We start from the raw sequence: 26,867 nt of genomic DNA, 5'->3' as shown, positions 1-26,867 counted from the left end.
CAAACTTAATACTTAATTTTCCTGGAAATCAACTTACATAAATTATTATGAGAGCCCTGGTTATTTCTGGTGGCGGCAGTAAAGGCGCATTTGCCGGGGGTATTGCGGAATTTCTTATTAAAGACTGTCAAATATCTTACGACATTTTTGTGGGAACTTCAACAGGAAGCCTTCTTATCCCACTCCTGGCCATTGGAGAAATTGACAGGTTAAAAGCAATTTACACCTCTGTTTCTCAACAGGATATCTTTAGCAGCAATCCTTTTATTATCTCAAAAAAGAATGGAGAAGTTGTGCTGCGTATCAATCATTTTAATATTTTAAAAATGTTCCTAAAGGGTGCAAAATCCTTTGGCGAAAGCAAGAACCTGAGAAAATTGATATGCAAGATCGTCACTGAGGAAGATTATTTAAAAATTAAGCAGAACTCTTCCGAAGTAATTGTTACCGTGGCCAACCTGAGCTATAACCGGGTAGAATATAAGCGGCTAAAAGATTATGATTACCATGACTTTTGCGACTGGATCTGGGCTTCGGCAAATATGGTTCCTTTTATGAGCCTTCTTACCAAAGATGGTTGCGAATTTGCAGATGGGGGAATGGGTAATATCGTTCCTATTGGTGAAGCCATAAATCGTGGAGCCTGTGAAATTGATGTTATTGTTTTAAAAACAGAACAACCAATTACAAAAAAGAAACCTGTTAGAAATGCTTTGGAACTAACTACGCGAACTTTTGATTTTATGATCAATCAAATTATTGTTGATGATATTACCATAGGAAATTTACAAAGTAAGCATTCACGGGTGAACTTAAACTTTTACCATCCGCCGGAACTTCTTACCAAAAATTCTCTCATTTTTAACCCTGAAACCATGAAAATGTGGTGGGAAAAAGGATATAATTTTGCCAGGAGTAACAATCCTCAATGCCATTGCATAGAACCTAAATCAATTTCATTATGAAATCGATTATAATACTTCTTTTTGCACTCGCGACTATCCAATCAACCAGTGCGCAACAAAAAAAAGGTTTCGATCTTTCTAACTCAAGTATTCCTGTAACAGAAATAAAAGATGGCGGACCTCCAAAAGATGGAATTCCGGCCATAGATCATCCTAAATTTCTCCAAGCTTCACAGGTAAGTTTAGGCGAAAATGCACGTATTTTAGGAGTTTATGAAAATGGTATAGCCAAAGCCTACCCTATCAGCATTTTAAATTATCACGAAATCGTTAATGATCATTTTGGGGAAAAGCCGGTGGTAATAACCTATTGCCCTCTTTGCGGAAGCGGCATCGCATTTAAAGCTGAAGTCAATGGTGAAAAATTAAGTTTTGGGGTTTCCGGATTATTATATAACAGCGATGTTTTACTTTATGACAGACAAACCGAATCCTTATGGTCTCAGTTAAAAAACGAAGCTATTTCAGGTAAATTAAAAGGAGAAAAACTGAAAATTCTAAATACGGCTAATACAACCTGGGAAAATTGGAAAGAAAAATATCCGAATACTTTAGTCTTATCTGAAGATACCGGTTTCAATCGGGATTATTCCCGGAACCCATATCCCGATTATGAGAATTCGTCTCGTTTATATTTCCCCGTAAACGAGAAAAATGAATTATTTCCGCCCAAAGAAATGGTGATAGGTCTTAAGCTAAACGGAAAAACTAAAGCTTATCCCTTTTCTGAATTGAAAAAATTGAAAGGAAAGGTCCTCAAAGACTCCTTTGCCGGACAAAAATTAGAAATCAGGTATCATCCCAAAGCAGGAAGTGCTGAAGTCATCAATGAAAATGGCGAACTACTTCCCGCAATTACCAATTTCTGGTTTGCATGGTATGCTTTTAACCCGAATACCGAGGTGTACCAATATGAAGGTCACTAATTTATAAAAAGCGGGATTTTTTCATCTTTTTCATGGCGCTCCCGGGAATTAAAGCCCGAAGATCCAGGTCATTTTAAAAATCCGAAAACCTTTTTAAATTTTCCCTGCCGTTTGAGTAGACTTCTTACACAGCAAATTGAAAATCAGGTTTGTTAAAAAAACCCATAATGTCAGTTTACTGACAAATTTCCAGCTATATAATTTTTAAATTTAAATAGGAGTCTTCTCCTAATTGAAAAGCAATTCATTGAGGAGTCAAGATCTATTTTTCCACCCACTCCCCCGGAATAGATAAAAAACAATTTAGTATTAATCAATAAAATTTTATTCCATGAAGTTTTCAAATTTAACCATTGTCTTTATTACATCTCTGTTATTGTATGGTTGTTCAAAAAACGATCTGGAAACAATTAAAGAAGAAAACCTTCAGCAAACAGAGGTATCGACCTTTAACCAAACACAAAAATCCAGGATTTTTCCTGAAAATGCTTCTTCTGCAAGTTATCCCGAACTGGTGAGTTTCAACAGGAGTCAGAGTTCAGAGGCAGGCCTGGTTTACGAAGTCTTACCGGGACCGGCAGCAATAAACCCTGCCATGTCTCCTACCCCTTTTTCAAATAATATAAATATGACTTCTGGTTCCTATTTTTATGAGGTCTCCAATATGACTCCAGAAGATTCAGAAGATTCCAAAGATGCCGTAAAATCTGTTAACATTGAATTTACAGGAAATGATGGTACAACTTTCTTAATAGATGAGATCAGGGTAATTCACAAACCACTTGGTACCGGAGACCATACTTTCTTTGGGGGCGTTGGTCAAAACAAGGTGATGCACGGGAACACGGGAATAGGTACTCCTTTTATGCCAAAATTGTTATCCTATATCACACTCTGGGGGAAAACCGATCTAAAAAATGCGGCAACTGGAGAGGTTGTGGCACCTGATAGAATGATTCATATTATGACCACCACCAACGTACGCGATAAGGATTTAAACCTGACCACTGCTGTTGAAGAGGACGAATCAGACTACAATTTTAGAAATGTACAAACACATGTCATTTTGCCGCCTCAAGATATGCAGGGGAATTTTTCTCCAATACCAGGCACAGATCACGGTTTTTTACATATGATGTTTGAAGGAGTAAAACTAAATGAAGGGCAAAGAGATCACAGGTTGGCTTATGAAATACTTCCAGGTCCATCTGCGATTAATCCTGAAATCTCTCCAACTCCATTTTCAAATAATTTTGCTATTGGTGCCGGCTATTATAATCTGCATGTTCGCGACATCACCAAAGGAGATTCTGAAGATTCAAAAGATGCAGTTTTACAATTTGATTTACTTTACCAGAGACAGAATGGTGAAACCTTTACCATTGAAAATATAAATGTCATTCATAAGGCTGAAGGTAGTGGCGACCATACTTTTTTTGGAGGAGTTGGCCAATATAAAATAATGCATGGTAACACTGGAATCGGAACGGATTTAATGCCGAAACTCACGTCCTACATTACTTTGTGGGGAACGGCCGATCTCAAAGATGGAAATGGCAATGTGCTGGCCAGAAACAGAATGATCCATATTATGGTGACGGGACGAGTACGAGACGAAAACCTCAATTTATTGACCTCCTTAGACCAAGATCTGTCTGACCTAAGTCCAGACATGATAGAAACGCATATTATTCTTCCTCCGCAGGATATGCAAGGTAATATGGATCCTGTACCGGGTACAAAATATGGTTTTCTTCACCTAATGTTTGAAAGTGTAGAATTGAAAAGATAAGAGCTATTTTATTCTGAAATTGAATGCAATCTTACTTTGGTTCTCCTTATTTAGGATTATTGAAGGATAGGAACTGGCCATTCTCTGTTATTCAATCCTTCCTCAAGATCGTATAGCAGGGAAGGGCCAGTATTTTATAGTCAGAAGGGAGTTCCACAAAAGGAGAAGCGATAAGGTTTATAATCGCAATTAAATCGGTTTGGAATTCAATTATGCATCAAATAAAATAAATTGCGAGAATACCACTCCCAATAAATACAACCATCAATACCAGGGTAATAACAATTTCATCCTGGGTACAACTTTGCGCAAAATCATCACATTTTCCAATAAGCATTTGATAAAAATTCCTGATTAAAGTTCTCATAAATACTGAATTTAAAGAAATTAATTAGTCGCAAAAACCTAAAACGAAGTTTTTCTGAAGAAAGAATTAATACTAAAGAGTTTTATTCATCCCGCTTGAATGGGTTTGGGATTCTCCAGCATCGTAGGGATCAATTCACTTACTGTGGGGTGTATATGTACTGCATCCCGTATTACGGTAAATTCCTGACCGGCATACATTTGATCTATCACGGTATGAATATACTCATCGGCACCTGTACCCAGAAAAGTCGCTCCAAGGATCTTTTTGGTTTCCTCTTCCACATAAATTTTCAACATTCCCTGGGTTTCGCCCATTTCTTTAGCCCTGGCGATCTTTTTCATTGGCCTTGAGGCTACCAGGGCTTTTATGCCGGCTCGTTCGATATCAGAAGCGTTCATACCAACGCGGGCAAGGGGTGGATCTATAAAGGCGGCATAGCAGGTAAACCTATCAGAAAGTTTTCTCTTTTTCTCTTCAAATAACTGGGAATTGACTATTTGAAAATCATTGTAGGCGGTATGGGTAAAAGCCCCTTCCCCGTTACAATCACCCAGTGCCCAAATATTACCCGCACTGGTCTGTAATCTATCATTTACCAGAATGTATCCTCTTTCATTTAATTTTACTTCTGTATTCTCGAGTCCTAAATCGGCGGTATTAGGAACACGACCCGAAGCCAATAGCAAATGTGAACCCCGGATTTTTATTTCTGATTCCTCACAATTTACCGAAACCTCCACTTTTCCATCTTTATTTGCCCCAGTTATACATTCAGAATTTAATCGAACCTCAATTCCTTCATTTTCAAAAATCTCCTGAATGGCTTTTCCAAATTCGGGATCTTCCTTTTTCAATAACTGATTTCCTCTGTCCAGTATGGTCACTTTACTCCCAAATCTGCGGAACATTTGTCCAAACTCCAGTCCTATGTAACCGCCACCAACAATTATAAGATGTTCCGGAATTTCTTCTAATTCAAGGATGCTCTCATTGGTTAAGTATTCAACATCTTTAAAACCATCGGGTATTCGCGGTTTACCTCCAACATTGATATAAATCTTATTTGCTGTGTAGGTCTTTCCTTCTACAGATATGGTATTGTTATCTATAAAAACAGCTTTCCCCCGAATAAGGTGAATATTTTCATTGTCCTCCAGCATTTTACCCAAACCATTGCGGGAATCTTCAATGATTTTATCTTTCCGATTTTTAATGGTTTTTAGGTTTACGCGGATATTCCCCTGAACCTCAATACCCAGTTTATCACTACTCTTAGCTATAAAGGCCCGTCTTGCACTTGCAACATAAGCTTTGGTTGGCGTACAGCCCACATTGACACAGGTACCGCCCAAATTCCCCTTTTCAACAATTGCAACTTTCCACCCGTGTTTGGCCATACTTGCTGCCAGGGAAGGCCCTGCCTGTCCTGTTCCAATAATTATTGCATCGAATTTCATAGCATTTTTTTTAATAGTTATAATTTTCTCCGTGATCCCCCTCCAGTTCCACGCCTAAACTTAGAACCATGCGGTTAACAAAATTGAAGTAAGAGACTACCAGTGCAGCATCAAGAATAGCTTCATCGCTAAAACCTACATCCCGTAATCCATCAGTCAGGCTGCCATAGTTTACAATATCCCGATTTTTTGTGAGTGTTTCAGCAAAAACGCATAAAGCCCGATCTTTTGAGACCAGATCTAATTTTAAGAAGTTTTCCTGAAGATCTTTTATCTGTTTATCATCCTTCCAGTATTTATTCAGCGCACTTGCATGATGGGCCACACAATAACTGCAATTATTGGTTTTAGAGACCACAACGGCCATCATCTCTCTCTGAGCCCGGGAAAGTTCAGATTTAGAATACATGATTTCCATATATAAATCCATATGTTTAACGATACTTTCTGGACGTAAACTCTGGATTTTATGCACCCCCGCTAATTGGCCACGTTGTTTTTTAAGTTGCAAATAGATCTCTTTAAGGCGCCCTTCGGCCTCATCGGGTTGAATCACTTTTATTCTACTCATAAATTTTTAAAAATTTCAATAAATTCTTGTTGAATGGTCCTGGCCTTATCTCGTGCGTACCAGGTATGCAGCTCGGTTTCAAAAGCCTCCCAATTGCGCCCGGCCGGTTCCCTTTTCCATTCTTCCAATAGCGCTTGTGCAGGAACAGGACGAGGTCCCCAGGCAAACAATTCCTTTCCACTTTTATTGAATACAATAAGTTTGGGGATGGATTTACTTCCATTGGTTAAATACTTCTCCATTAACTCCGGATTTTTATTTCGTAGGATAATCTTTAATTCAATAGTATCTGAAAAATCGGCCATTTTTGCGATCAAGGGCAAATTTTGCGCGCTATCGCCGCACCAGGCTTCAGTAATTACAATCCATTCCTGTACCTCAGAGATAGTATCGAGAGCTTTTTTTAATTCGTCGTTTAAGATCAAGGTTTTATTTAACCTGGACATTCTACGGCAGTTCAATGCCGTAAAATCGGCAAGAACCTGGGTTTGATCATCTCCAGATGTCTTTCCGGCTTTTGCAAGACTTTGCATCCATTCAAAAAATTCTTTGTAGGTAAAAATGGGGTTATTTATTTCCATATTTTAAAACTTATTGGTTTCAATCATTTGTTCTTTGTTTTATGTTTCCTTTTAAGGGCTGCTTTTTCCGAAGAACTCAGGGCATACCAAAACGGCAAAGCAACTAAAAACACACCTCCCAGGATATTTCCCAGAGCTGCCGGAATGAGGTTCCAAAAAATAGCATTCTCCCAACCCGGGCCATTACCGGTGGGCATAATAAGAGAAAAATACCCCATATTGGCAGGACTATGCTGAAAATTAGCTGCAACAAATAAACTAACGGCGAGAAAGACAGGAATATATTTCCCGATTATTGTTTTTCCCATGGTCGCAAAAACAGCAGCAATTCCCACTAGCCAGTTTCCAAACATCCCACTTATCACTGCCTGAAACCAAAAATTAAGGTCATGCCCCCTATAATAATACATTTTCTTATGTACTATATGTTCAAGGGTAACTGAAAAATCTGCGGGATAATCATGGGCATAATTAATCCATAAGCCCACGAAATAAGCGCCAATCACATTTCCCAGGATCGTAATACCCCAGAATCGTAAAGATCCCAGAGCCAGTTCTTTGGTACTACAATCTAATAGCGAAGCTGGTAACACCACATTAGTTTCAGAGAATAGTAGTGCCCCTGAAAGGATCACCATAAAAAATCCAACTGAGAACCCGAATCCCTGTAATAAAAGTACCACACCTGTAGTTTCTATTCCGGCAGAAATAAGAATTGAAAATAAGGCGCCAAATGTAATAAAAGCTCCGCCCATTATGGATAGCACTAGTGCTTTTAAAAAACTATAGCCTTTTAAGTTTCGCCAAGTTTCAAGGCTCATTTCGTGGACTACCTTATGCACATCGAGAAATCTATTATCCATTTTTATTGCATTTAATTAAAATAAGATTCCAATTCTTTTTTAAGGTTTTCCCACTGTGATTTGTCACCGCTAACTATTTGCACAGCCTCTTTTATTTTGGAAGTACCAAAGCCAAAGACTTCTTTGAAACCAATATGTGGTGGCAGGGATAAGGCGCCACTGGATACCACTGCATCAATTATAAATGGCTTCTTACTGTTTTTCGCCTGAATGATTGCTTTTTCTATATCGCCAGCGTGTTCTACCCTGATGCCATCTCCCCCGCATAATTTGGCGTAATCTGCAAAATTCATATTTACTTCTTCAAGGGCTTTAAGGCTTGGAGAAAGACCAGCCTTTTCCATTTCAAGCTTCACAAAACCAAGTTCCGAATTATTGAATATCAGTACTTTAATGGGTAGTTTATACTTCACGGCAGTAATAAAATCCTGCATTGCCATGTTAAAAGCACCGTCGCCGCTTAAGCACCAAACTTCTTTCCCGGGATTTGAAAACTGTGCCCCGATGGCTGCAGGAAATCCAACCGCCATAGAACCATGATTAAAAGAACCTATTACGCGTCTTTGGCTGTGAAAAGAAATATGATGTGCTGCCCATATAGCAGAAGTCCCTGTTTCTACAGTAAAAATAGCATCATTGGCTGCGTACCTATTTATCTGATCGGCAAAAATTTGAGGATGTAAAGGTTCGTTATCGCGGGAAGCTGAAGCCTGCTGGGCCATATTGGCTTTCCATTTTTGAAAATTATCTCTTAATTTATTCAGAAAATCAGCATCCTTTTTGGTTTCGATTTTAGGAAGTAGAATTTTTAAGAATGAGGAGATATCACTCCATATTCCAAGATCCACAGCGGTTCTGTTTCCAATATTCTCCTGCCGAATATCTACCTGAATGGTTTTTGTTTTATGCGGAAGAAATTCTATGTATGGAAAGTCTGTTCCCAACATTAACAACACATCACATTGCATAACAGCATTATATCCTGAAGGATTTCCAATTAGACCCGTAAGTCCAACAACATTTTCGGTATCGTGATCAAAAATATCGCTTGCTCTTAAGGTGTGTGTAATTGGTGCTTTTAATTTCTTTGAAAGCCCTAAAACAGCGGTCCTGGACTCCCGACAACCGTCACCGGCCAGAATACCAATCTTTTTTGATTTATTTAAAATTGAAGCTGCTTCAGCTACTACCTCTTCGCTGGGAACCAAGCTTGAAGTGTACTTTTTTATAGGATGTATGAATTCCTGGTTTTCTGCAGTCATTTCGGCAACATTAGCCGGAAGTTCTATCCTGCAAACCGCATTATTGGCTAAAGCAATTTTAATTGCCCGCTGTATTACCATTGGAGCCTGTTCAGGGGTTTTTATAATCGCCTGATAATCACAAATATCATCAAAGACCTTTTTTAAATCTACTTCCTGAAAAAAATTAGTGCCCTCCTGGCGTTGTGGTACCTGGCCGGTAATGGCTATTACAGGAGTGCGTTCCTTTTTAGCATTGTACAGTCCATTTATTAAATGAAGTGCCCCGGGTCCCACCGTACCGGCACAAACTCCTAATTTCCCAGAGGTTTGACTGTCTCCAAAAGCAGCAAAAGAAGCATTCCCCTCGTGCTTCATCCCAATCCATTCTATATCTTCACTATTTTCAATTGCTTTTACAAAAAAATTCAAAGCATCCCCGGTAACACCATAAACCTGTTTTACACCAAGATGAATTAAAATATCCAGCAGTTGTTCCGATACATTTTTAGCCATATTTTTTATTTTTTTAAGAAAAACAATGTTAACCCGGCAGTTGTAAAATCACCTGGGATTCTGGTAAAATAAGCAGGTCAGAGTAACATTCAATAAACGACCAAGGTGGCCTTTGGTGCTTCGGTCTGGAATTACATTACCAATGTTTTTTAAATCAAGAATTACCGATATTCCGGATTTTCAAAATTCCAGCGGGTACCATCGTCCCAGTCTTTCCTGGAATTCCCATATTCAGGATAGCCTCCGTTATTTTTCAGCATTTTTGCCAGGTGCAATAGATTATAGGTCATAAAGGTGGTATTCCTGTTTGTAAAATCGGAATTAAAACCTACCGGCGGATCTTTCTTTTCTCCATTCCACTCGGTATCCCCATAACTGGGACCAGGGCCAACCTCTCCAATCCAGCCAGCATCGGCCTGTGGAGGAATACTGTAGCCTAAATGCTGAAGGGCATATAGAATGCCCATAGAACAGTGCTTGACACCATCTTCATTTCCGGTTATTAAACATCCCCCTACTTTTCCATAATAGATATATTGCCCTTTTTCATTCTGGAATCCGCTCATTCCATAAAGCCGCTCAATCAATTTCGAAGCGATTGAGGATCTTTCTCCAAGCCAAATTGGAGTCCCAATTACCAGTATATTAGCCGACATTATTTTTTCATATAATTTTGGCCAGTCGTCTTTACTTTCACCTTCTTTGGTCATATCAGGTTGAACTCCTACCGGTATGTGATAATCGGCTAAACGAATGATCTCTACCCTTACACCTTCAGATTTCATAATATTTGCTGAAAGATCAATTAAAGATCTTGTGTGGCTTTTATTTGGAGATTTTTTAAGAGTGCAGTTTATATAGACTGCTTTAAGTTCATTGAATTTTTTATCCATTTTAATATTTTAAATTATCTCTATTGGCTTCCCTGGTTTTTTGAGGATTTACTGTAAAAATTTGGATCAATCATTCTTAGATATCTCCAAATCTTTATAGTAGTAAGGAAGCATTTTAATATCATAATGTGAGGCTAGTTGTTCAAAATCTGAAATTCTATGATCAAGTTTAAAATGACGAATTCCCGGAGAGCTCAGCAACAAATATTCTTTTTTTGGGATATCATTTTTGAGCAATCTGTGAACGCGATTTACATCTTTGCCATAAGGCTTTATGATCTCCCTAACTTTAATGAAATCGAGTCTGCCAAAGTGGATTATAAATTTTAACTTCAGGTTTATAGCGTCTGAACAGGCCTTACAATTGCAAATGCGTTTCTGATCGTAATTTATTAGGTGCTGGCGAAAAGCCATTAACATTTTAGAAACCTGATCTTCCAATTGTTTAAAATCAAAGGTTTTTTCAGAAAACATAAAAAGAGCATCACCCTCAATTTCAACCAGGTTCATCTCCAGGACATTATTGTCAAGAAGAGTTTCAAGCAATTCAGAAATAATCTGGATGCTATGCTTAATGGCGGTATTTTCCACAAAACCGGAAAAGCCGCTGATATCGGCCATAAAATAAACCGCTTTTTTTACTGGCTCATCCATTTTTCTGTTTATCGCCGAAATTTTTTCTATGCTGGCGGGCGATTCCATTTCTGATTAAATTTTCTTTCTATTTCAGTTTTTCTAATCCTGTTTTATCCGCACAAAATTTTTCAACTTTAGACAATAGGTATCAACTTTTTAATAGCCCGGGGAAACCTGGCGTTCCCTTATTCATTTTCTTCACCAGAAAACCTAAAACCGCACCAAAAGCCAAATGAGCCAGAACAACGGTCATTATAAACTGATAGCCATCTTTAAACTGAAGTCCGAAAATTCCAATTCCTAATGATTTAACTACCGGGCTAACCATAAATCCCACGCCAATTAAAAAGCCGAAGACCATCCCCATCCATATTTTTCCACGTCCTGTTAAAAGGCTGTATATAATACCAAAGGCGGCTCCATTCCAGAAATGATATGCCCATCCGGCGAGATTTGAAGTTAGATTGGGACCCGTGGCAAATTGATCTAAAAGTAATACGCCCATAAGCTGGGGAAGATTTCCAGGCATCCAACCTATTTTATAACCTATTATTCTTACAATCTCCAATCCTATAGTCCCGGCGAATCCTGCGAGAATTCCGGTAATTATTTGTCTTTTGAGAAGTGAAAACTTTAGATTGTGAATAAATAATAGAACAATAAAAATTAATATTATTGAAGGGACTAAATATTTCAACGCCATTACAGATAACTTACCATAACCAGCTTGCGCCAAAGGAAATAGAATAGGGCCAACTGCGCTCAGTAATAATAGCAACAGCAAAAATCCAATCTTTAGTTTTTTAGATTTCATTTCTTTGTTTTTTTAAAAAAAGGCCGATAATTTATCACATATCGGCCTTTAGAAGATCTCTATTTTGAAATCATTTTCATCATCATTTGCAGCTTATCATCCAATTTTGCACCTATCATTTTGACTTTTTTATCATCAAAGGAGGCAAAAAGATCAGAAGGCTTGAAATAATTAATGAAGGTCTTTCCATTTTCTTCATAAACATTTATTCTCACTGGAATAACAACACCTACTGAAGGATCGGCTGAAAAGGCTTCTTTTCCTACGTTGGGATTTCCAACAAAAAAGGAATGTCCTTTAACTTGAAGTCCGGTCATTGAAAGAATTTTTCCCTGATTAAGTTCTGCAAGTACCATCATTCCACCTCCTGAGACCGATTTTTTAACGGCTTCAATAGTGCCATCAAAATCCATCTTTGATTCGACGGTAACAGGTTTTACCGTTTGAGAATGTGCGGTTTGAGCATTTACGGAAGGCGTTGGTCCAAAAAGGGCCAGCATCAAAAGAATTGCAAAAAGAGTTTGAAGGTTAAATTTCTTCGTTTTCATAATAAAACATTTTAGTTATCAATTATTTTATTGAATCTCGTGATCCAATTTCACTGGATGAGACTGGCGATCTTTAAATCCTGACAGCTAAAAATGTTTTTTAACTCAATTTTTAGATTTACAATAGAATTTGAATTACCTGCAGCTCCATGTAAAAGCGAGAAACCAAATTATTTTGCGGGTAATGACTTTTTTATTTTTTTCTTTAAATCTGCGAGATCCCGTTTTTCAGGAGATTCTATTTTGTGATTTAAAGATTTTTCTATGAAGTTACTTTGCACTTCATATTGTTTACAAGCTTTACATACACTGGTATGCAAAATAAGTTCTACAGTCTCGATCGCATTTAACTTACGAGCAATCTTTTTTTCAGTAAGGATCCCTGCTTTCTTGCAGGAAATCATCAGTTTGCGCATTATTTTAAACATATTTTTATTTTTGGAACCATAATTTTTCAAGGCATTCCCGCAAAAAAAGTTTTGACCGATGTATAATCTGCCAGTAATTCGCCGAAGTGATATCCAGCTCCTGAACAATATCAGTTCCACCCCTTCCCTCCAGGTATTTTAATTTTACTGCAGATGACCATAAAGGGGGAAGTTTTATAAGGCAATGCTGCAATAGACCATTGAATTCTGTATTGTCCAGTAAATTTGTTTCCTGTTCGTCAAGATTCCAATCCACTGGCTTTTTATCTTCTTTCCAATATCCTTTACTATCGTAGGTCTGCTCCAGGATTGAGTATTCTTTATTATTATGGATACTATTTTCCAATCTTACCGAATCGCGGGATTTCTTTCTGTAATAGTCAATAATTTTATTGTTCAAAATTGCAAACAACCAGGTTTTTGGTTTACTCTTATATTGAAAACTCTCATAATTCTTGCAGGCCGCAAGAAAAGTTTCCTGAACAAGGTCTTCTGCAGTCTGTACATCCGAAGTCTTATAAAATGCCCAGGAATAGAGGGTATCAGTATATTTTTCTACCCAATGGCTTAAGATCTCATTTGAAGACTCTGTATTTTCCTGCGTGATTTTTACTTTCATAGGATTTATGGAATGATTTTATTGTTTTTTTCTCCTCCAGACTGAATTGGCGAAGTATTTTCTGGAATCGGTAAAATTGGCAAGAATTTCATAGCCCGATTGCTCAGCCAGCCGCTGTATCTCTATAAAATTGTACTTCCTGGAAACCTCTGTATCAATTTTTTCTCCCTTCTCCAGCCGGATAGTCAAATTAATCCCGGGTATTTCTACCCCTTGTGCACGTAAACTCACAAGAGCGCTTCTGGCCTCACCTTTTTCTTCGTGATAGGAAGGATAATGCTCAAAGTAATCCAAATCAAAATTTGCTCCCAACTCCCGGTTGATCCTTTTCAATAAATTTAAATTGAAACGCGCGGTAACCCCTTTGTTATCGTTATAGGCAGCAAGTATGGTATTTGGATCTTTTTTTAAATCAAAACCTATGAGTAAAAGGTCATCTACATTCAGGGTTGAAAATATGTCTTTTAGGAAGTCCAGTGTTTCATTCCTCGTAAAATTACCAATACTCGAACCTAAAAAGAGTACAAGCTTTTTTTGTTCCTGAGAAAGACTTCTTAATGCAGATAAATATTCCTGACTTAAGCCTACAACCTGGAGGTTTCCATATTGCCTCTGCAAACTTGAGGTCAACTGGTTTACCGCATTGGCCGAAATATCTACAGGTATATAAGTGAAATTTGATTTCTGTTGAATAAGGTAATCGAGTAAAACCCGGGTCTTTTTAGCATCACCCGCTCCAAGATCTATTAACTGAAAAGGAGCATCCGGTTTCAGATAACTGAAAATTTGTGCCTTCATATTGTTTAAGATCTCGTGTTCACTACTGGTAAGATAATACTCCGGAAGTTCCATTATCTCCTGAAATATCAAATCTCCTGCACGATCGTAAAAGTACTTTGATTTTAAATATTTAGGGTAGGATCTTAATCCTATAAAAACATCCTTTTCAAATTCAGATTCAAATTTGGGCAAATCCATAAGGAGTGTTTTTTTGCTTCCACTGGCTTTTTTCATTTACTATAAAATTTATTTTTCCGGTTGTTCCATTTCATTTTAACAATGATACCTGGTCTAATCGTCGACAATTAGCATTTTCCTGACAGATTTTGATTTATTGATTTTAAAATTTGGTCTAAAATGCAGGTTTATCCTCCTTTCAGGGTTAAAATGGAACTGATAACAATTTAGAAGTTAATCATCCTTTAAAATGTCGGTATTATGACATTCCGCAGGGATTTAACAGATACTTAACAAATTGGTCTACGGAAAGAATTTTGGAGAAATTGAAGGGAAAATTTATGCAGAAATCATAGCAGGCATCCTTACTTTCAAGGTAATTTCAGAAACTGAATAAACCAAAAAGGAAGAAGCCCGGTTTCCTCTTTTTAATGAAAAATCTATGGCTTTAACCGGAAGGGATTGTCTTTTTGAGCCGGACGTTCTGGCGTTGTACCGTTCGGTAATTTCCAATATTCCTTTTGCTTTCGAAACGGAAGTGAAAGTAAGCCTTTGACCGTGTGATCGTAGCCATCTGAACTATAACCGGGAATCCCCACCACAATATCATCCTGCGGGATATTAAGACGAAGGGTACGATGCAGCCGATCCCAGATAGTGAGAAAACTGGAATAATTTGAATCTGTTTCCCTCTGTACCATTGAATGATGGATTCCATGCATACGCGGAGTAACAATTATATAATTTATGATCTTCTCGAGTTTAAAAGGCAGTTTTAAATTGCTGTGATGAAAAGCCACCGAAGACTGGAAAAGCACTTCATATATGAGCACAATTACCGGGCCTGCTCCAATCAATATTATACCTGCAATTCTAAAAAAACTACTCAAAAAAATTTCTCCAAAGTGAAACCTTAGAGCGGTAGTAACACCTAAATCAAGATCGGTGTGATGAACATTATGAAAACGCCATAGAAAGGGAATTTTGTGATTTAACCAATGCCAGATGTAGAGCAGATAATCTAACAACAGGAAAGCGAGAATGTACCGCATCCAGTTTGGCAGCGGGAATAAATATAAAATCCCGAATTCATTCTGAGTAACCCAAAAACTGGCGGCCACTTCGGCCGGTATGAGGAATAACCTCAAAATTGCCAGGGCGGGGATAGCTACCCCAAAATTTCTAATTATGTGACTTTTCAAGTTCACCACCCAAATTCGCAGGGGCCGTTTATATTCAAAATAAAGCAAGAGAGAAAATAACACAATCAAAACCGGGCCTCCCAATTCATCCAGAATGGGATAAAAAATTTTATAGTCCACCATACAATTTGATTTTAAAACAGTAGTGTCGGGTAAAATATTTAAAAGAGGGATTTCCCCCTTTAACGTAATTTGGTATTACCACAAATTTTATCACTATGAATAAAAGTACACACTTTAGCGAACATCCCCATAATTAAGCAACTGCTTAATTCAACCCCAACCCTAACCGTTGGCCGGTCGCTCAAAATTTGTGATAGTGATCGCTATTGTAAGTTCTAGGAGAATTTGGTTTCAATACTCTATTTCTCTCTCAGCAGTGTGAGCTTTCCAGGTGAACCCCTCCTTTTTCACCAATACTTAGCTTGCTGTTTTTAGAGAGTTTTCTATTAAAATCACTTTTCCTGTCATTGGTCTGCTAAGGGTGATTTTAAATCAGAACGATTTTTTTCTTATTAAAAATATAGTAAAATAAACGTCATTTTCGAACTTAACTTGCTTCTCTAATTTTAATTGGATGGTCATGTCCAGGTTGAAGAAAAAATCAATTATTCCATTCATTTTAAAAACTGTATTTAAAACCTATCAAATATTCATCATTTGTGCTGCTAAAAGTCAATTGCATATGTTCTTCCTGATATGGGGTAGTAAATAAAAGTGTACTGCCAATTCCTACCACGGCTCCGGCAAGTATATCATAGCCATCGTGTTTTTGGGCGTTTATTCGGCTAAAGGCAGTAAAACCGGCCAAAGCATAGGCGGGAATACTATATTTGAAACCATACCTTTGATGGATAAAAGAAGCGCTTTGAAAGGTGGTGGAAGTATGGCCAGAGGGAAATGCGTTGTCTCCATTATTAAAAGGGCGTGGTTTATTCAATGCTACTTTTAAGCCGAAGGTGACCGCTTCATTAAAGAAAAAGCTTTTAGTAAACTGCCAGGCTCCTTTTCTATCTTTTAAAACCATAGTGGTAGCAAATGCCGTTGCAGGTAAAGTAAACAACAGTAAATCTCCGGCAACCTTTACGGTAGGATTCTTTGGCTCAATGATTTGCGAAAACCCCTGTAAGGAAAAACATAACAGAAGCAGAAGTAATACTAAAAACTTTTTCAACAATGATGTATTTTAAAAATGGAAAAGAAGTTTCTCAAAAACTTCTTTTCCATTTAACAACTAACTAAACAATGATTTAATCATCATCCTCCTTTTCATATTCTTCATCTTCTTCAGCCGATTTTTGGTTTTCTACCTTATTCCCTGAAGAATCATATAAAGCCTCCTGTGTTTTACCATTCAATTTAAATTCATATTCGTAGAAAACACCATCTTTACGTTCAACTTTAAAAACTTCTTTTATACGCGCATCCGGATAATCTTTCGTCATGTTCTGTGAAACCTGAGCGGGAACTTCTGCAGATTCGATTTCTGATTCGGTTTCCAGCCATTCTCCATTAACGCTATAGTTTGCGGAATACTCCAAACCATTTCTTGTAAATTCCGCTTCCCACTCATGGCTGTTTTCTTGATCCCAGGAAACCTTCTTAGCATCTGGAAATTTTTGGTTGAAAGCCTTTTTTACACTTTGGGATACATCTCCTTTTTGGGCGCAGGAGATTACAGTAAAAGCCATGAAGATAAGACTGATGTTGAATAATTTTCTCATAATTAATAATTTGATTTTCTAAAGCTAATGTATTATCCAAATCTAAAGTTCACCTTAAGAGCTCTCCTAAAAGGTCTTCTCAAACTGTTTTGTGAAAGGCCTAATTCCATTTTTAGGGATGGCAATTAAAAATTTACCGTAAAGTGGTGTCTTTGATTGGTAAATTTATAGGTCAAATCATAATCGAATAATTCACAGATCTTTTTGACAATGGCTAATCCTAAACCAATTCCTTTGCCTTTGCTGATTTCAGATTTGAAAAACCTTTTGAAAATTTGATCTTTTTGTTCAATTTCTTTTATACCTGGATTGCTCACACTTAAAGAATATTGTTTTAAAAGCAGCCGTATTTCGCCTTCGCCATTGGTATATTTAATAGCATTGCTTATTAAATTTTGTATAAGAACTCTAATCAGTTCAGGATCTGTATTAAGAATAACTTTCTCCTCTTCGACAAATTCCAGTTTCGCTGAAGTCAATTCCTTAAAATCTTCTATCAAACCTTTCACCACCTTATTAACTGAAACATTTTCTGTCCCGTCGACCGCCAAATTTTCCAGGGAAGTAAGGAAAACCAATTTTTTGTTCAATTTTGCCAGCCGCTGAATATCGCTTTGCAATGAGGATAACTGTAGAAACTGAGAATTGGTAATTTCAGCCTCGTTCAGGAAATTTTCCAGTTTTGCCTGCATGATAGCAAGAGAAGTCTGCAATTCATGAGAAACATTTTCGGTGAATTGTTTCAAATTTTCATAATCAGATAATACCTTTTCGGTAAGGTTATAAATTTCATCCCTAAGCTCACTGAATTCTTTTATATTGCTTTCCTGGAGTGAAACAGGAGACTTGTTTTTCACAGAAAAGGCCTTCATTTCTGATAGATTGTGAAAGAAGCTTTTCCATAAAATGCGGTTCCAGGCGCGACTAAAATAAAACTGGGCCAGAAAAACGATTAGTAAACTAATAAGAAAATAGGCTAGAATAACCAGAATTATATCCTGGGTTTCCACCACCATACTTCGAACAATGATCTTGTAATTTTTGCCATTGATCTTTTTAAAGGTGCTCAGCTCGTGAAAAAGCTCCATTTCATCCTGGGAGGGGTCATAAATAAGAGTGTCTTTAATTATCTCCTGCCTTAATTCCGGAATTTCCACAACCTGGAACACAGGCGGTAACTCCAGTAATTCATTGTTCTTTTTGACATAATGTTCCAGTCTAAAACTTCGGGAATAGAGCTCTTCTTCTACTTCAGTTTCCATGAGTTTACTTACATAGAAATATAAAGCGGGAATGCTGATGATATATAGAAGAAAACTGATGAGAATAAAAGCCCTGGAGGTTTTCTGAAGCAGTGATATTTTAGTTTTCTTGCTCAAATTTTAATCTTCTGCTTTAAATATGTAACCTGTCCCGTAAGCGGTTTGCACAAATTTTGCTCCACTGCCCAATTTTCTCCGCAGGTTGTTTATATGCACATAGATAAAATCAAAATTATCGAGCATATCGCTATGATCCCCCCAAAGGTGTTCCACGATCATTTCTTTTGAAATTAGCCTGCCTTCATTAGTGATAAAAAACAGAAGCAGATCATATTCCTTTCGGGTAAGGTCTAGTTTGTGCCCGTCTACTACAGCAGTTTTTGATCGTGTATTTACGCTAATATTATTAAAAACGATAGAAGAATCGTCCCCGCCAAATTTCCCTCTTCTCAACACCGCCTTTATTCTTGAATTAAGTTCAGCCAGGTGAAAAGGTTTGGTGAGGTAATCGTCTGCACCCAGATCGAGACCATCTAGTTTATTTTCTAAAGAATTATTGGCCGAAATGATGATAACAGCTGTATTTTTCTTTTCTTTTTTCAATTTTTTCAGAATATCTAGTCCGTTGCCGTTAATGAGGTTAAGATCCAGCAGGATAATATCATAATCGTAAATTGAGATCTTATAATCTGTTTCCTGAAAATCAGACGCAGTTTCACAAACATTGCAGTCTTTTTCCAGATAGGTCTTTATGGAATTCTGCAAGGATAATTCGTCTTCGGCAATGAGTATCTTCATAACTAATGCAACAGGTTGGATTTTAGATATAAGTACTTCTATTCTTTTATCAGTTTCAATATAGTTGGTAGGACGATTAAAAGCAAAGGGAGGGCGAAAACCATTCCGCCAATAACAGCGATGGCCAGAGGCTGATGTAGTTGTGCTCCGGAACCAATCCCCAAAGCCAGTGGAATAAGGGCCATAATAGCAGCAAAAGCAGTCATTAATTTCGGTCTTAACCGTGCTGCAATGGAGTATTCTATTTTTTTCTCATGGCTTAAAGACTGGTCTACCTCGTTATATTGCCTGTACGTAAAAATCGAATTTTCACCAATTATACCAACGATCATTATAATTCCCATATAACTTCCCACATTAAGCGGAGTTCCAGTAATTAGTAAGCTCAGCAGGCAACCGGCTACTCCCAAAACGGCAATTATAACAATTGATATCGCAATTTTGATCTTTCTGAATAAAAATAAAATGACCAGAAAAACGAGTAAAATGGCGGAAATGAGAATAAGCAATAATTCGTGAAATGCTTTTTGCTGCTGCTTATAGGAACCTCCATATTCAATATGAAAACTGGTGGGTAGGCTGATATTTTTTGAGATCTGCTTTTTGATTTCACTAAGCGTAGAGCCCAGGTCACGATTGTTAAGGCGAGCCGTGACATATCCTACCGATTTTTCATTTTCACGATTCACTTCAGCAACTCCTTTATTCGTTGTAATTTTTGCCAGCCTGGTAATGGGAACTAAAGAACCGTTTGGGAGAACTATATTTAAATTTCGAACATTTTCAACTGATGTTTGGTAGGTATCGGGATACATCATTCGGATATTGATCACCTGTACATTAGCGATCATGGTGCTTACCACCTTACCTTGAATATGTGTTTGTATTTGCGATTGCAAATCACTCGCGGTTAGTCCGGCTTTTGCCAGCATTTTGTTTTTAGGCTCCAGCATGATCTCCGGCCCGGCGATTACGATACCGTCAAAGACATCAGCGGTGCCTTTTACCTGTTCTACCTGATGCGCTATGCTTTTTGAAATATTCTCGAGCTTATATTTATTGTCGCCAAAAACCTTAATTTGAATAGGCTGTACCGAACTCATAAGGTCTCCCAGCATATCGCCGATTACCTGTCCAAAGTCTACGGTAAGCTGGGGAATTTGACCCTCTATTTTTTGCCTGATCTCATCGGCCACCGTCATGGTAGATTTATTTCTGCTATCTTTTAATTTTATCAAATAATCGCCACGATTGGGTTCGGTAATAAAAAATCCCATTTGGGTTCCCAGCCTTGCCGAAAAGGCCTCCACTTCAGGCTGCTTTCTTAAAATCTCATTTACCTTATCCAGCATTTTACTTGTCTCCTCCAGGGTGGTGCCCGGTGGACTGTTATAATCCATCACAATACTTCCCTCATCCATTTCAGGGAGAAATCCGGATGGTAATTTAGACGGAACCATTGCGATAATAGCGATACAGATCGCAGCGAAAATGATTCCTATAATAGGTCTTTCGAGAATGATGTGGATCCATTTTGTTTTGGGTTCATGCTTATGTCCAACTTGTTTGTTTCTTGCAAAAAATATGGAAAGTACCGGCACCATGAACCAGGTAGTGAAAAAAGAACACGCCAGCGCGATAATCATCGTAAAGGCCATCACTTTAAAATAGGCTCCGGCTACACCAGACATCATCACAAACGGAATAAAAATAACCAGGGTACTTAGTGATGAACCTATCATGGCTGGTAGAAGCTTCGAAATTGCTTCCTTCGCACACCACGCAACTGATTCTTTTTCGCTCTCTTCCCTAATTTTATGAATCTGCTCAATGATGATCACCACATCGTCAATCATAAGACCTATGGCAGCGGCAATTGCCCCAAGTGTCATAATATTAAAAGTATATCCAATGCCGTATAAAACGATCAGGGTTAAGGCCACCGTGATTGGAATGGTGAATACCACCACCATACTTGCTGAAAATGATCTCAAAAAGGCGATCACTACCAGAATCGCGAGTACAAGCCCGATCCAAAGTACATCTTTGATGCTTTTGATGCTGGAGTTCACAAAATTGGCCTGGTTATAAAAAGGAACCAATTTTACATTTTTTGGAAGGGTTTTTTCAAGTTCAGATACCTTTTTCTGAATTTGACTATTCACTTCCAGTAAGTTTGCCTTTGGTTGTTTCACAACCCCAATCAACGGTACATTTTTACCATTAGCCACGACTTTTACATAGGTTTTTGCAGAGCTTACCTTGATATCGGCCACATCTTTAAGCTGAATGACCCTATTTGAATTGCTCTTAATAACAATTTCTTCAAGGTCCTTAAGGTTTTCGACCGCATTATCGGTAAGTGTAAGGTACATCCTATTGTAATCTGTGAGATAACCGGTGGACTTCAGGATATTTGAATTTTTAACAGCGGTTTCGATATCTCCAATACCAATTTTCAGGTTATTTAAGGCATATGGTTTTAGTACGATCTCATATTCTTTGTCTTTTCCGCCTATAACAACAATATCGGCAACTCCTTTAGCTGCCGCCAGATAAGGCCGAATCTGGTATTTCGCAATTTTTTTAAGTTCTACCTGGGAAATACTTCCATCCCCTTCCAGTGAATAGCCCATTACCGGAAGAATGGATGGATTCATTTTCTCAATACTAAAACTGGTATTGGGAAGGATGTTTTCTTTAGCTTGTTGGATGTAGGATTCGATCTGGGATTTAGCGGTGTTAATATCCATATCCCAATCCAGAAATACCGATATTTCAACACTCCCACGAGAGGTCGTGCTTTTTATATAACTAAGTCCTTCAGTTCTTCGAATAGCATTTTCCAGCGGAATTGTTACGGCAGTCATCATCTTACCAACTGGCTGCTGGCCGGCATCGGCAATCACCTTTATCTTTGGGAAGGTGATATTGGGAAAAAGACCAGTTTGAAGATTCTTATAAGTAAAGGCTCCGGCAGCCAACAATAAGACTCCAATGGCAATTATCGGATATTTATAGTTGAAGAAATAATTTTTCATTGCTTGTTCACGCTTACACGGGTAGAATCTTTCATTTGATAAGCACCATCGGTTATTACCCTGTCATTTGGCTGAATATCATCAGCCCTGATCTGGACTATAGAATCGTTTTGTAATAATGGCTCTACCCCTTTCTTTATCGCCAGGGTGTCATTAACCAGTTTCATTACCCAGAAGTTGGTGATAAGTTCGTTGGTTTGAAGCGCCTCTTGAGGAATGGTAAGTGCATTTTTTGCTTCCGCAGAAACAATTTTAACCTGTACGTTCAGGTTTTCAGGAATATTTTGATTTTGAAGCTTAACTAAATAATGTTGTGATTGTCCCAAAGAATCGATGCTGGTTAGCACACTCGAGATTTCAGCATCTATTTTCTCATGGCCGTTTATAATAATTTCACAGGGTGTCCCCACTTTCACCAAATTGGTATATTCAAAGGGGACATTTACCTGCACGACCAGGGTGTTAGGTTGCGAAATAGTGGCTAATCGATCTCCTTCCGCCACATAATCGTTGGTGACCACATTCAATTTAGAAATTACGCCACTCGCATTATTACGCACAGTCATTGGTTTGGTGAATTTTGAAAGGCTGCTGTCTATTTTAACCGCCTCACTAAGCGCATCCTGCTCTTTGGTACGAATTGATGCAAATGCCTGCCCCTTTTTGACCAAATCGCCTATTTCATAAGGCATCCATGAAATATAACCGGTAACGTTGGCTCGTACATCTTCCTTTTTTTGATATCTAGTGACGCCATCAAAAACCAAGTATTCCTTAATGTCCTGTTTTTTCACCATTGCCGTTTGGACTCTTATGGGAACATCTACATCTAATGGCCCATTGGAATCATTCTTACAAGAGAAGAACCCACTCATTAGCAATACTGCAAGTGTATTAAGCAGATAACTATTTTTCATTTTTTACCAGTTTGTAGCATTATATTCGTTCTCTAAAAGCCAAAGGTTGATCTTCATCTGGAGTTTGGTTTCCAGGTCCAGCTTATAATTCTGAACCACTTTGAGGTAATCGATAATAGATACCTGCCCCTGTACCATTTTTCCCTTATAGACCTCGAGAATATGTTCTTGTTTTTTGAGCTGATTGTTGATAAGCTGAAGTCCGGTTTTCATTGATGCCATTTGTTTCTCAAGGCTTTGCAGTGTATTCTGTTTTTTTATCTGATCGTTTTTTTTCTGATATTCTAGATTTTCCAGCTTCAGCTCATTCTGAAGCCGCTTAATTTTCTTTTGTCCACCATCATAAATGGGAACAATCAATTTTAAACCTGCACTAAAACCCACATTATGTGGAATGCGAGGGGCTTCAACCGCATTTATCCCGGTATTTCCATAAGCCCGAAATTGGGGCCGGTATTTATTTTCAAAAACGTTCTGCTCGGCAACCAGCTGCAAACTGTCATTCTTGAACTTGCGCTGGTAAAAATAGCTGGTATCAGTCGGAGCTATAAAATCGGGAAATTCAGTTTTTATATAATCAAGGCTGTCCTTTTGATAACCAGCCACTTCGCCAGGAATCGGAATTTTTCCCAAATACGTCTTTGCTTCGGGAGTTAAAGTAATTTCTGGTGCAGCCAGTTGTTTAATTTCAGTGATTTTAATCCCCACTGCATTATACAAAGACAGTAAACTGGAATTCAGATTATTCTGCAACTGCTGAAGTTCGAGTTTTTTATTTTCGATCTCCAGTTGGAGCAGTAGATAATCACTTTGCATTAAAACAGCCTTTTTTACAAGGATTTCAACCACTTTTAGCCGATTTTCAAGATCTGAAATAAGGTCTTTCGTAATTTCCTCCTTTAGCTGGAGATGATAGACCTGGATATAGGCGTTAGTTATATTTTTATGTAATTGATGTTTTATTTCTTCTGCGGAAAGAAATAATGCGCCATTTTTTAATTTATTCTGGAAAAGCAAGTTCTGGACACTGGCCCTGTTGAAGATGTCTTTGGTAATATTCAGTTGAGCAGAATAAAGGGCTCCATTGGTAATCGGCTCAGCATACCCATAAGCATCGGGAGAAGGTTTGGTGGTAATGTCAATAAAGTTTCCATAATTATTGAAATAGGGTGCCACCATTACTTCTGATGTAACATCGATATTTACTGAATTATTCTGAGCATTAATAAACTGGTTATCATACTGCCCAATTTCCAGAAGATTCTTGTTTTGTAAAAGGGCAGGATTGTTCTTTTCGGCAGCTTTGAGGAAATACTCAAGAGAATTTTCCTGGGCAAAAATGACCTGCCCTGAGGAAAAAAGCATTATAAAGCAAATGATTTTCTTCAAGAATTTGTTTTAAATGTAAAACTATAACAGTATTCTAAAGATATTCTAAAGTTAAAGTTTTTCCTTAAATAGGTGTTTCCTTAGTCTCTAAGTATTATTTCATCTTATTTTACTTTTTTACCCGAAATACTCAAATGAAGTTTCGGCTATTTATTGCCAAAAGAAGCCCTTTTCATCACTTTGAATAGTGCTTTGAATTTGTTCCATAGCCTTCGCCGGTTCTTTCACCGGTAATTTACAGGTTCGATTTCTGCATACATAAATATACGTATCGCCTTTAACCAGTTTTGATTCTAACAGGGGCAGGTTTTCTTCATCTCCTCCCATAAATAAGGAAACCGGGATATAATTCTTTTGCAATTCCAGATTAAGCTTCACTGCCTGGTCGCCCATTATGGCAATTTCAAAAGGAGAATAGACCATCATTCCCATAAGCCTGGCCCAGTTTGCATAATATGGACCTCCCTGAAGTACGTTGTCTTTAACCTGAGACAACATTCTTTTTGATTGCTCCAAATAGGCCTCATCCTGAAAATAATTTCCAAGTTTGTAGAGCACCATGGCCATTTCTGAATTTGATGCGGGAATAACGTTGTCGCTTAATTCCATTTTTCGGGCTATCAATTCTTCATTATCAGCTGTGGTATAGTAAAACATACCCGACTTGTTATTGAGGAAATTTCTCAAGACATAATCTGTAATATCTTTAGATTTTACCAGCCATTTTTTTTCAAACGTAAGCTCGTACATCTTTATGTACGCGCTCGCAAGAAATGCATAATCATCTAAAAAAGCATTGATACTGGCTTTGCCATCTTTGTAATTCCTGTAAAGTCCTTCCTCGTGCCGCTGCATATTTTTTTCTAAAAATGAGAGACCTTCCCTTGCTCTTGCCATATAAGATTCATCGCCAAATGCCGTATAGGCATCGAGATAAGCCTTGATCATTAGGGCATTCCAGGCGGTAAGCACTTTGTCGTCTGTAGAAGGTCTTACGCGCTGGTTACGAACCTTCAGCATCTTCTGTTCGGCACTTTCCAGAACCTTCAAAAATTCATTTTTATCATATCCTTTTTCCCTGGCAAAAGCTTCTTTTGTGTATTCTCTTGAAAGTATATTTTCCTGGCCTTCCCAGTTCCCTCTTTCCTTCACATTATAAAACTTCTCAAAAATCTCTGCCTCTTCAGGCTTCAGATATTTTTCTATTTCCTCTTTTTTCCAGACGTAGTATTTACCCTCTTCACCTTCAGAGTCGGCGTTAATTGAAGAATAAAAACCTCCTTTTCCATTGGAAAGTTCTCTATTTACAAACTCCAAAGTCTCCTTTACCACTTCGGCGTACTCGAGATCTTTGGTGATTTTATAAGCTTTAGAATAAAGACTTACCAGCTGGGCATTGTCATACAACATTTTCTCGAAGTGGGGAACAAACCAGTTTTCATCTACCGAATATCTTGAAAATCCACCTCCCAATTGATCATAAATCCCACCTCTTGCTATTTGAGTAAGGGTAGTTGTTACCGCTTCCATTGCTTTTTCATTGCCTGTTAATGCGGAATATTGCAGCAGAAATTCCCAGCCTACCGGTAAAGGAAATTTTGGAGCCCTTTTAAAACCTCCCTTTTTTGTATCCACTATAGATTTCCAATTTTCCCACAGGTTTGTGTAATCATCCTTTGTGAAAGAAGTTTCTTTTTCCAGAGGAGTGTTTATAATATCCTGTTGTTTAATACCTTCAGTAAGAGAATTTGCCGCAGAAATAATTTTTTCCGGATTTTTTTTATAGGTTTTGGAGATCTGCCCAAGGATATCCTTCCATTGGGCAGTGGTGTAATAAGTGCCGGCATAAAAAGGTTTGCCGTTAGGCAAGGCGAAGGCATTCAGCGGCCATCCACCGCTTCCGTTAATAAGTTGAGCGGCATTCATATAGACCTGATCGATATCTGGCCTTTCTTCACGATCTATTTTAATGGCCACAAAATTCTCATTCATTATTTTTGCCACACTGGAATCCATATAAGTTTCCCTCTCCATCACATGGCACCAGTGACAGGCAGCATACCCAATGCTAATTATAAGGGGCTTATTTTCTTTTTTCGCTTTTTCGAGGGCCTCTGGGCCCCATTCATACCAGTCTACAGGATTATCGGCATGTTCCTGCAAATAAGGGCTACTGGCATTTGCCAGGCGATTTAATTTTACATGCTTCACGTTCTTGTCCTGCGCAGCTTCACTCTTGTTTTTATCCTGAGCGCAACTCTGAAGGCTAACAGCCAGAAGCAGGATATACCAAATTCTTAAATTTTTCATTTTTTCTAGTTTAATAATTTTATTGTCGCTTCAACTTAAGCCTGGAC

Annotated in this window: 25 protein-coding genes; 3 read left to right on the top strand and 22 right to left on the bottom strand. The window is 38.0% G+C overall.

Annotated features, from left to right (window positions below; genetic code table 11):
* Positions 1–47 precede the first annotated feature (47 nt).
* The 3 genes from C7S20_RS07300 (at position 48) to C7S20_RS07290 (ending at position 3,683) form a co-directional block, all read left to right on the top strand.
* Complete coding sequence (locus tag C7S20_RS07300) at positions 48–965, top strand: patatin-like phospholipase family protein (RefSeq protein WP_107011868.1); 918 nt, start codon at positions 48–50, stop codon at positions 963–965.
* Positions 962–1,891, top strand: coding sequence for a DUF3179 domain-containing protein (locus C7S20_RS07295; RefSeq protein ID WP_107011867.1), 930 nt, complete (start codon positions 962–964; stop codon positions 1,889–1,891). Before C7S20_RS07300 ends, C7S20_RS07295 begins: the two co-directional genes overlap by 4 nt.
* A 331-nt stretch (positions 1,892–2,222) precedes the next feature.
* Entirely contained in the window at positions 2,223–3,683 is a 1,461-nt protein-coding gene (locus C7S20_RS07290) for a hypothetical protein (protein ID WP_107011866.1), read from the top strand.
* Between the two features lie 217 nt (positions 3,684–3,900).
* On the opposite strand, the gene C7S20_RS19530 is transcribed toward C7S20_RS07290, so the two are convergent.
* The 22 genes from C7S20_RS19530 to C7S20_RS07185 all read right to left on the bottom strand — a co-directional run bounded on the left by C7S20_RS19530 (position 3,901) and on the right by C7S20_RS07185 (position 26,820).
* Complete coding sequence (locus C7S20_RS19530; RefSeq protein WP_159039893.1) at positions 3,901–4,050, bottom strand: hypothetical protein; 150 nt, start codon at positions 4,048–4,050, stop codon at positions 3,901–3,903.
* 86 nt (positions 4,051–4,136) lie between these two features.
* Positions 4,137–5,510, bottom strand: coding sequence for an FAD-containing oxidoreductase (locus tag C7S20_RS07285; RefSeq protein ID WP_107011865.1), 1,374 nt, complete (start codon positions 5,508–5,510; stop codon positions 4,137–4,139).
* 10 nt (positions 5,511–5,520) lie between these two features.
* Complete coding sequence (locus C7S20_RS07280; protein ID WP_107011864.1) at positions 5,521–6,081, bottom strand: peroxidase-related enzyme; 561 nt, start codon at positions 6,079–6,081, stop codon at positions 5,521–5,523.
* Entirely contained in the window at positions 6,078–6,662 is a 585-nt protein-coding gene (locus tag C7S20_RS07275) for a thioredoxin family protein (protein WP_107011863.1), read from the bottom strand. Before C7S20_RS07275 ends, C7S20_RS07280 begins: the two co-directional genes overlap by 4 nt.
* Before the next feature lie 23 nt (positions 6,663–6,685).
* Positions 6,686–7,525, bottom strand: coding sequence for a formate/nitrite transporter family protein (locus C7S20_RS07270; protein WP_107011862.1), 840 nt, complete (start codon positions 7,523–7,525; stop codon positions 6,686–6,688).
* A gap of 11 nt (positions 7,526–7,536) precedes the next feature.
* Entirely contained in the window at positions 7,537–9,282 is a 1,746-nt protein-coding gene (locus C7S20_RS07265; protein WP_107011861.1) for a thiamine pyrophosphate-dependent enzyme, read from the bottom strand.
* Positions 9,283–9,443: 161 nt separating this feature from the next.
* Positions 9,444–10,175, bottom strand: a complete 732-nt coding sequence (locus tag C7S20_RS07260; protein WP_107011860.1) for a flavodoxin family protein — start codon at positions 10,173–10,175, stop codon at positions 9,444–9,446.
* Between the two features lie 66 nt (positions 10,176–10,241).
* A complete protein-coding gene (locus C7S20_RS07255; RefSeq protein WP_107011859.1) occupies positions 10,242–10,877 on the bottom strand; it encodes a DUF2652 domain-containing protein in 636 nt (211 codons plus the stop codon).
* A gap of 82 nt (positions 10,878–10,959) precedes the next feature.
* Positions 10,960–11,625, bottom strand: a complete 666-nt coding sequence (locus C7S20_RS07250; RefSeq protein ID WP_107011858.1) for a DUF6789 family protein — start codon at positions 11,623–11,625, stop codon at positions 10,960–10,962.
* Between the two features lie 59 nt (positions 11,626–11,684).
* Positions 11,685–12,173: a DUF302 domain-containing protein gene (locus C7S20_RS07245; RefSeq protein WP_107011857.1), complete on the bottom strand. Its 489-nt coding sequence runs from the start codon at positions 12,171–12,173 to the stop codon at positions 11,685–11,687.
* A gap of 170 nt (positions 12,174–12,343) precedes the next feature.
* On the bottom strand, positions 12,344–12,601 hold the full coding sequence (locus C7S20_RS07240) for a hypothetical protein (protein ID WP_159039892.1): 258 nt from the start codon (positions 12,599–12,601) through the stop codon (positions 12,344–12,346).
* 4 nt (positions 12,602–12,605) lie between these two features.
* Entirely contained in the window at positions 12,606–13,220 is a 615-nt protein-coding gene (locus tag C7S20_RS07235) for a sigma-70 family RNA polymerase sigma factor (protein WP_107011855.1), read from the bottom strand.
* An 18-nt stretch (positions 13,221–13,238) separates the two neighbouring features.
* Positions 13,239–14,234: an L-histidine N(alpha)-methyltransferase gene (gene egtD / locus C7S20_RS07230; RefSeq protein ID WP_227009119.1), complete on the bottom strand. Its 996-nt coding sequence runs from the start codon at positions 14,232–14,234 to the stop codon at positions 13,239–13,241.
* Between the two features lie 383 nt (positions 14,235–14,617).
* On the bottom strand, positions 14,618–15,502 hold the full coding sequence (locus C7S20_RS07225) for a sterol desaturase family protein (protein ID WP_107011854.1): 885 nt from the start codon (positions 15,500–15,502) through the stop codon (positions 14,618–14,620).
* 499 nt (positions 15,503–16,001) lie between these two features.
* Positions 16,002–16,553, bottom strand: coding sequence for a phosphatase PAP2 family protein (locus C7S20_RS07220; RefSeq protein ID WP_227009118.1), 552 nt, complete (start codon positions 16,551–16,553; stop codon positions 16,002–16,004).
* A 76-nt stretch (positions 16,554–16,629) separates the two neighbouring features.
* The gene (locus C7S20_RS07215) at positions 16,630–17,103 is read right to left on the bottom strand and encodes a PepSY-like domain-containing protein (protein ID WP_107011853.1); all 474 of its coding nucleotides are present in this window, start codon (positions 17,101–17,103) and stop codon (positions 16,630–16,632) included.
* Between the two features lie 125 nt (positions 17,104–17,228).
* A complete protein-coding gene (locus C7S20_RS07210) occupies positions 17,229–18,482 on the bottom strand; it encodes a sensor histidine kinase (protein WP_107011852.1) in 1,254 nt (417 codons plus the stop codon).
* 3 nt (positions 18,483–18,485) lie between these two features.
* Positions 18,486–19,163 carry a response regulator transcription factor gene (locus tag C7S20_RS07205; protein WP_107011851.1) on the bottom strand — a complete coding sequence of 226 codons (678 nt, stop codon included), beginning with the start codon at positions 19,161–19,163 and terminating at the stop codon, positions 18,486–18,488.
* 38 nt (positions 19,164–19,201) lie between these two features.
* Positions 19,202–22,204, bottom strand: coding sequence for an efflux RND transporter permease subunit (locus C7S20_RS07200; RefSeq protein WP_107011850.1), 3,003 nt, complete (start codon positions 22,202–22,204; stop codon positions 19,202–19,204).
* On the bottom strand, positions 22,201–23,121 hold the full coding sequence (locus C7S20_RS07195) for an efflux RND transporter periplasmic adaptor subunit (RefSeq protein WP_107011849.1): 921 nt from the start codon (positions 23,119–23,121) through the stop codon (positions 22,201–22,203). Before C7S20_RS07195 ends, C7S20_RS07200 begins: the two co-directional genes overlap by 4 nt.
* A 3-nt stretch (positions 23,122–23,124) precedes the next feature.
* Positions 23,125–24,510, bottom strand: coding sequence for a TolC family protein (locus tag C7S20_RS07190; protein ID WP_159039891.1), 1,386 nt, complete (start codon positions 24,508–24,510; stop codon positions 23,125–23,127).
* Positions 24,511–24,660: 150 nt separating this feature from the next.
* Positions 24,661–26,820: a thioredoxin domain-containing protein gene (locus C7S20_RS07185; RefSeq protein WP_107011847.1), complete on the bottom strand. Its 2,160-nt coding sequence runs from the start codon at positions 26,818–26,820 to the stop codon at positions 24,661–24,663.
* Positions 26,821–26,867: the final 47 nt, after the last annotated feature.

It is taken from the genome of Christiangramia fulva, assembly GCF_003024155.1.
Taxonomy (GTDB): domain Bacteria; phylum Bacteroidota; class Bacteroidia; order Flavobacteriales; family Flavobacteriaceae; genus Christiangramia; species Christiangramia fulva.
Note: the sequence above shows the minus strand (reverse complement) of the source record. Positions and strands in the feature narration are given on the sequence as shown.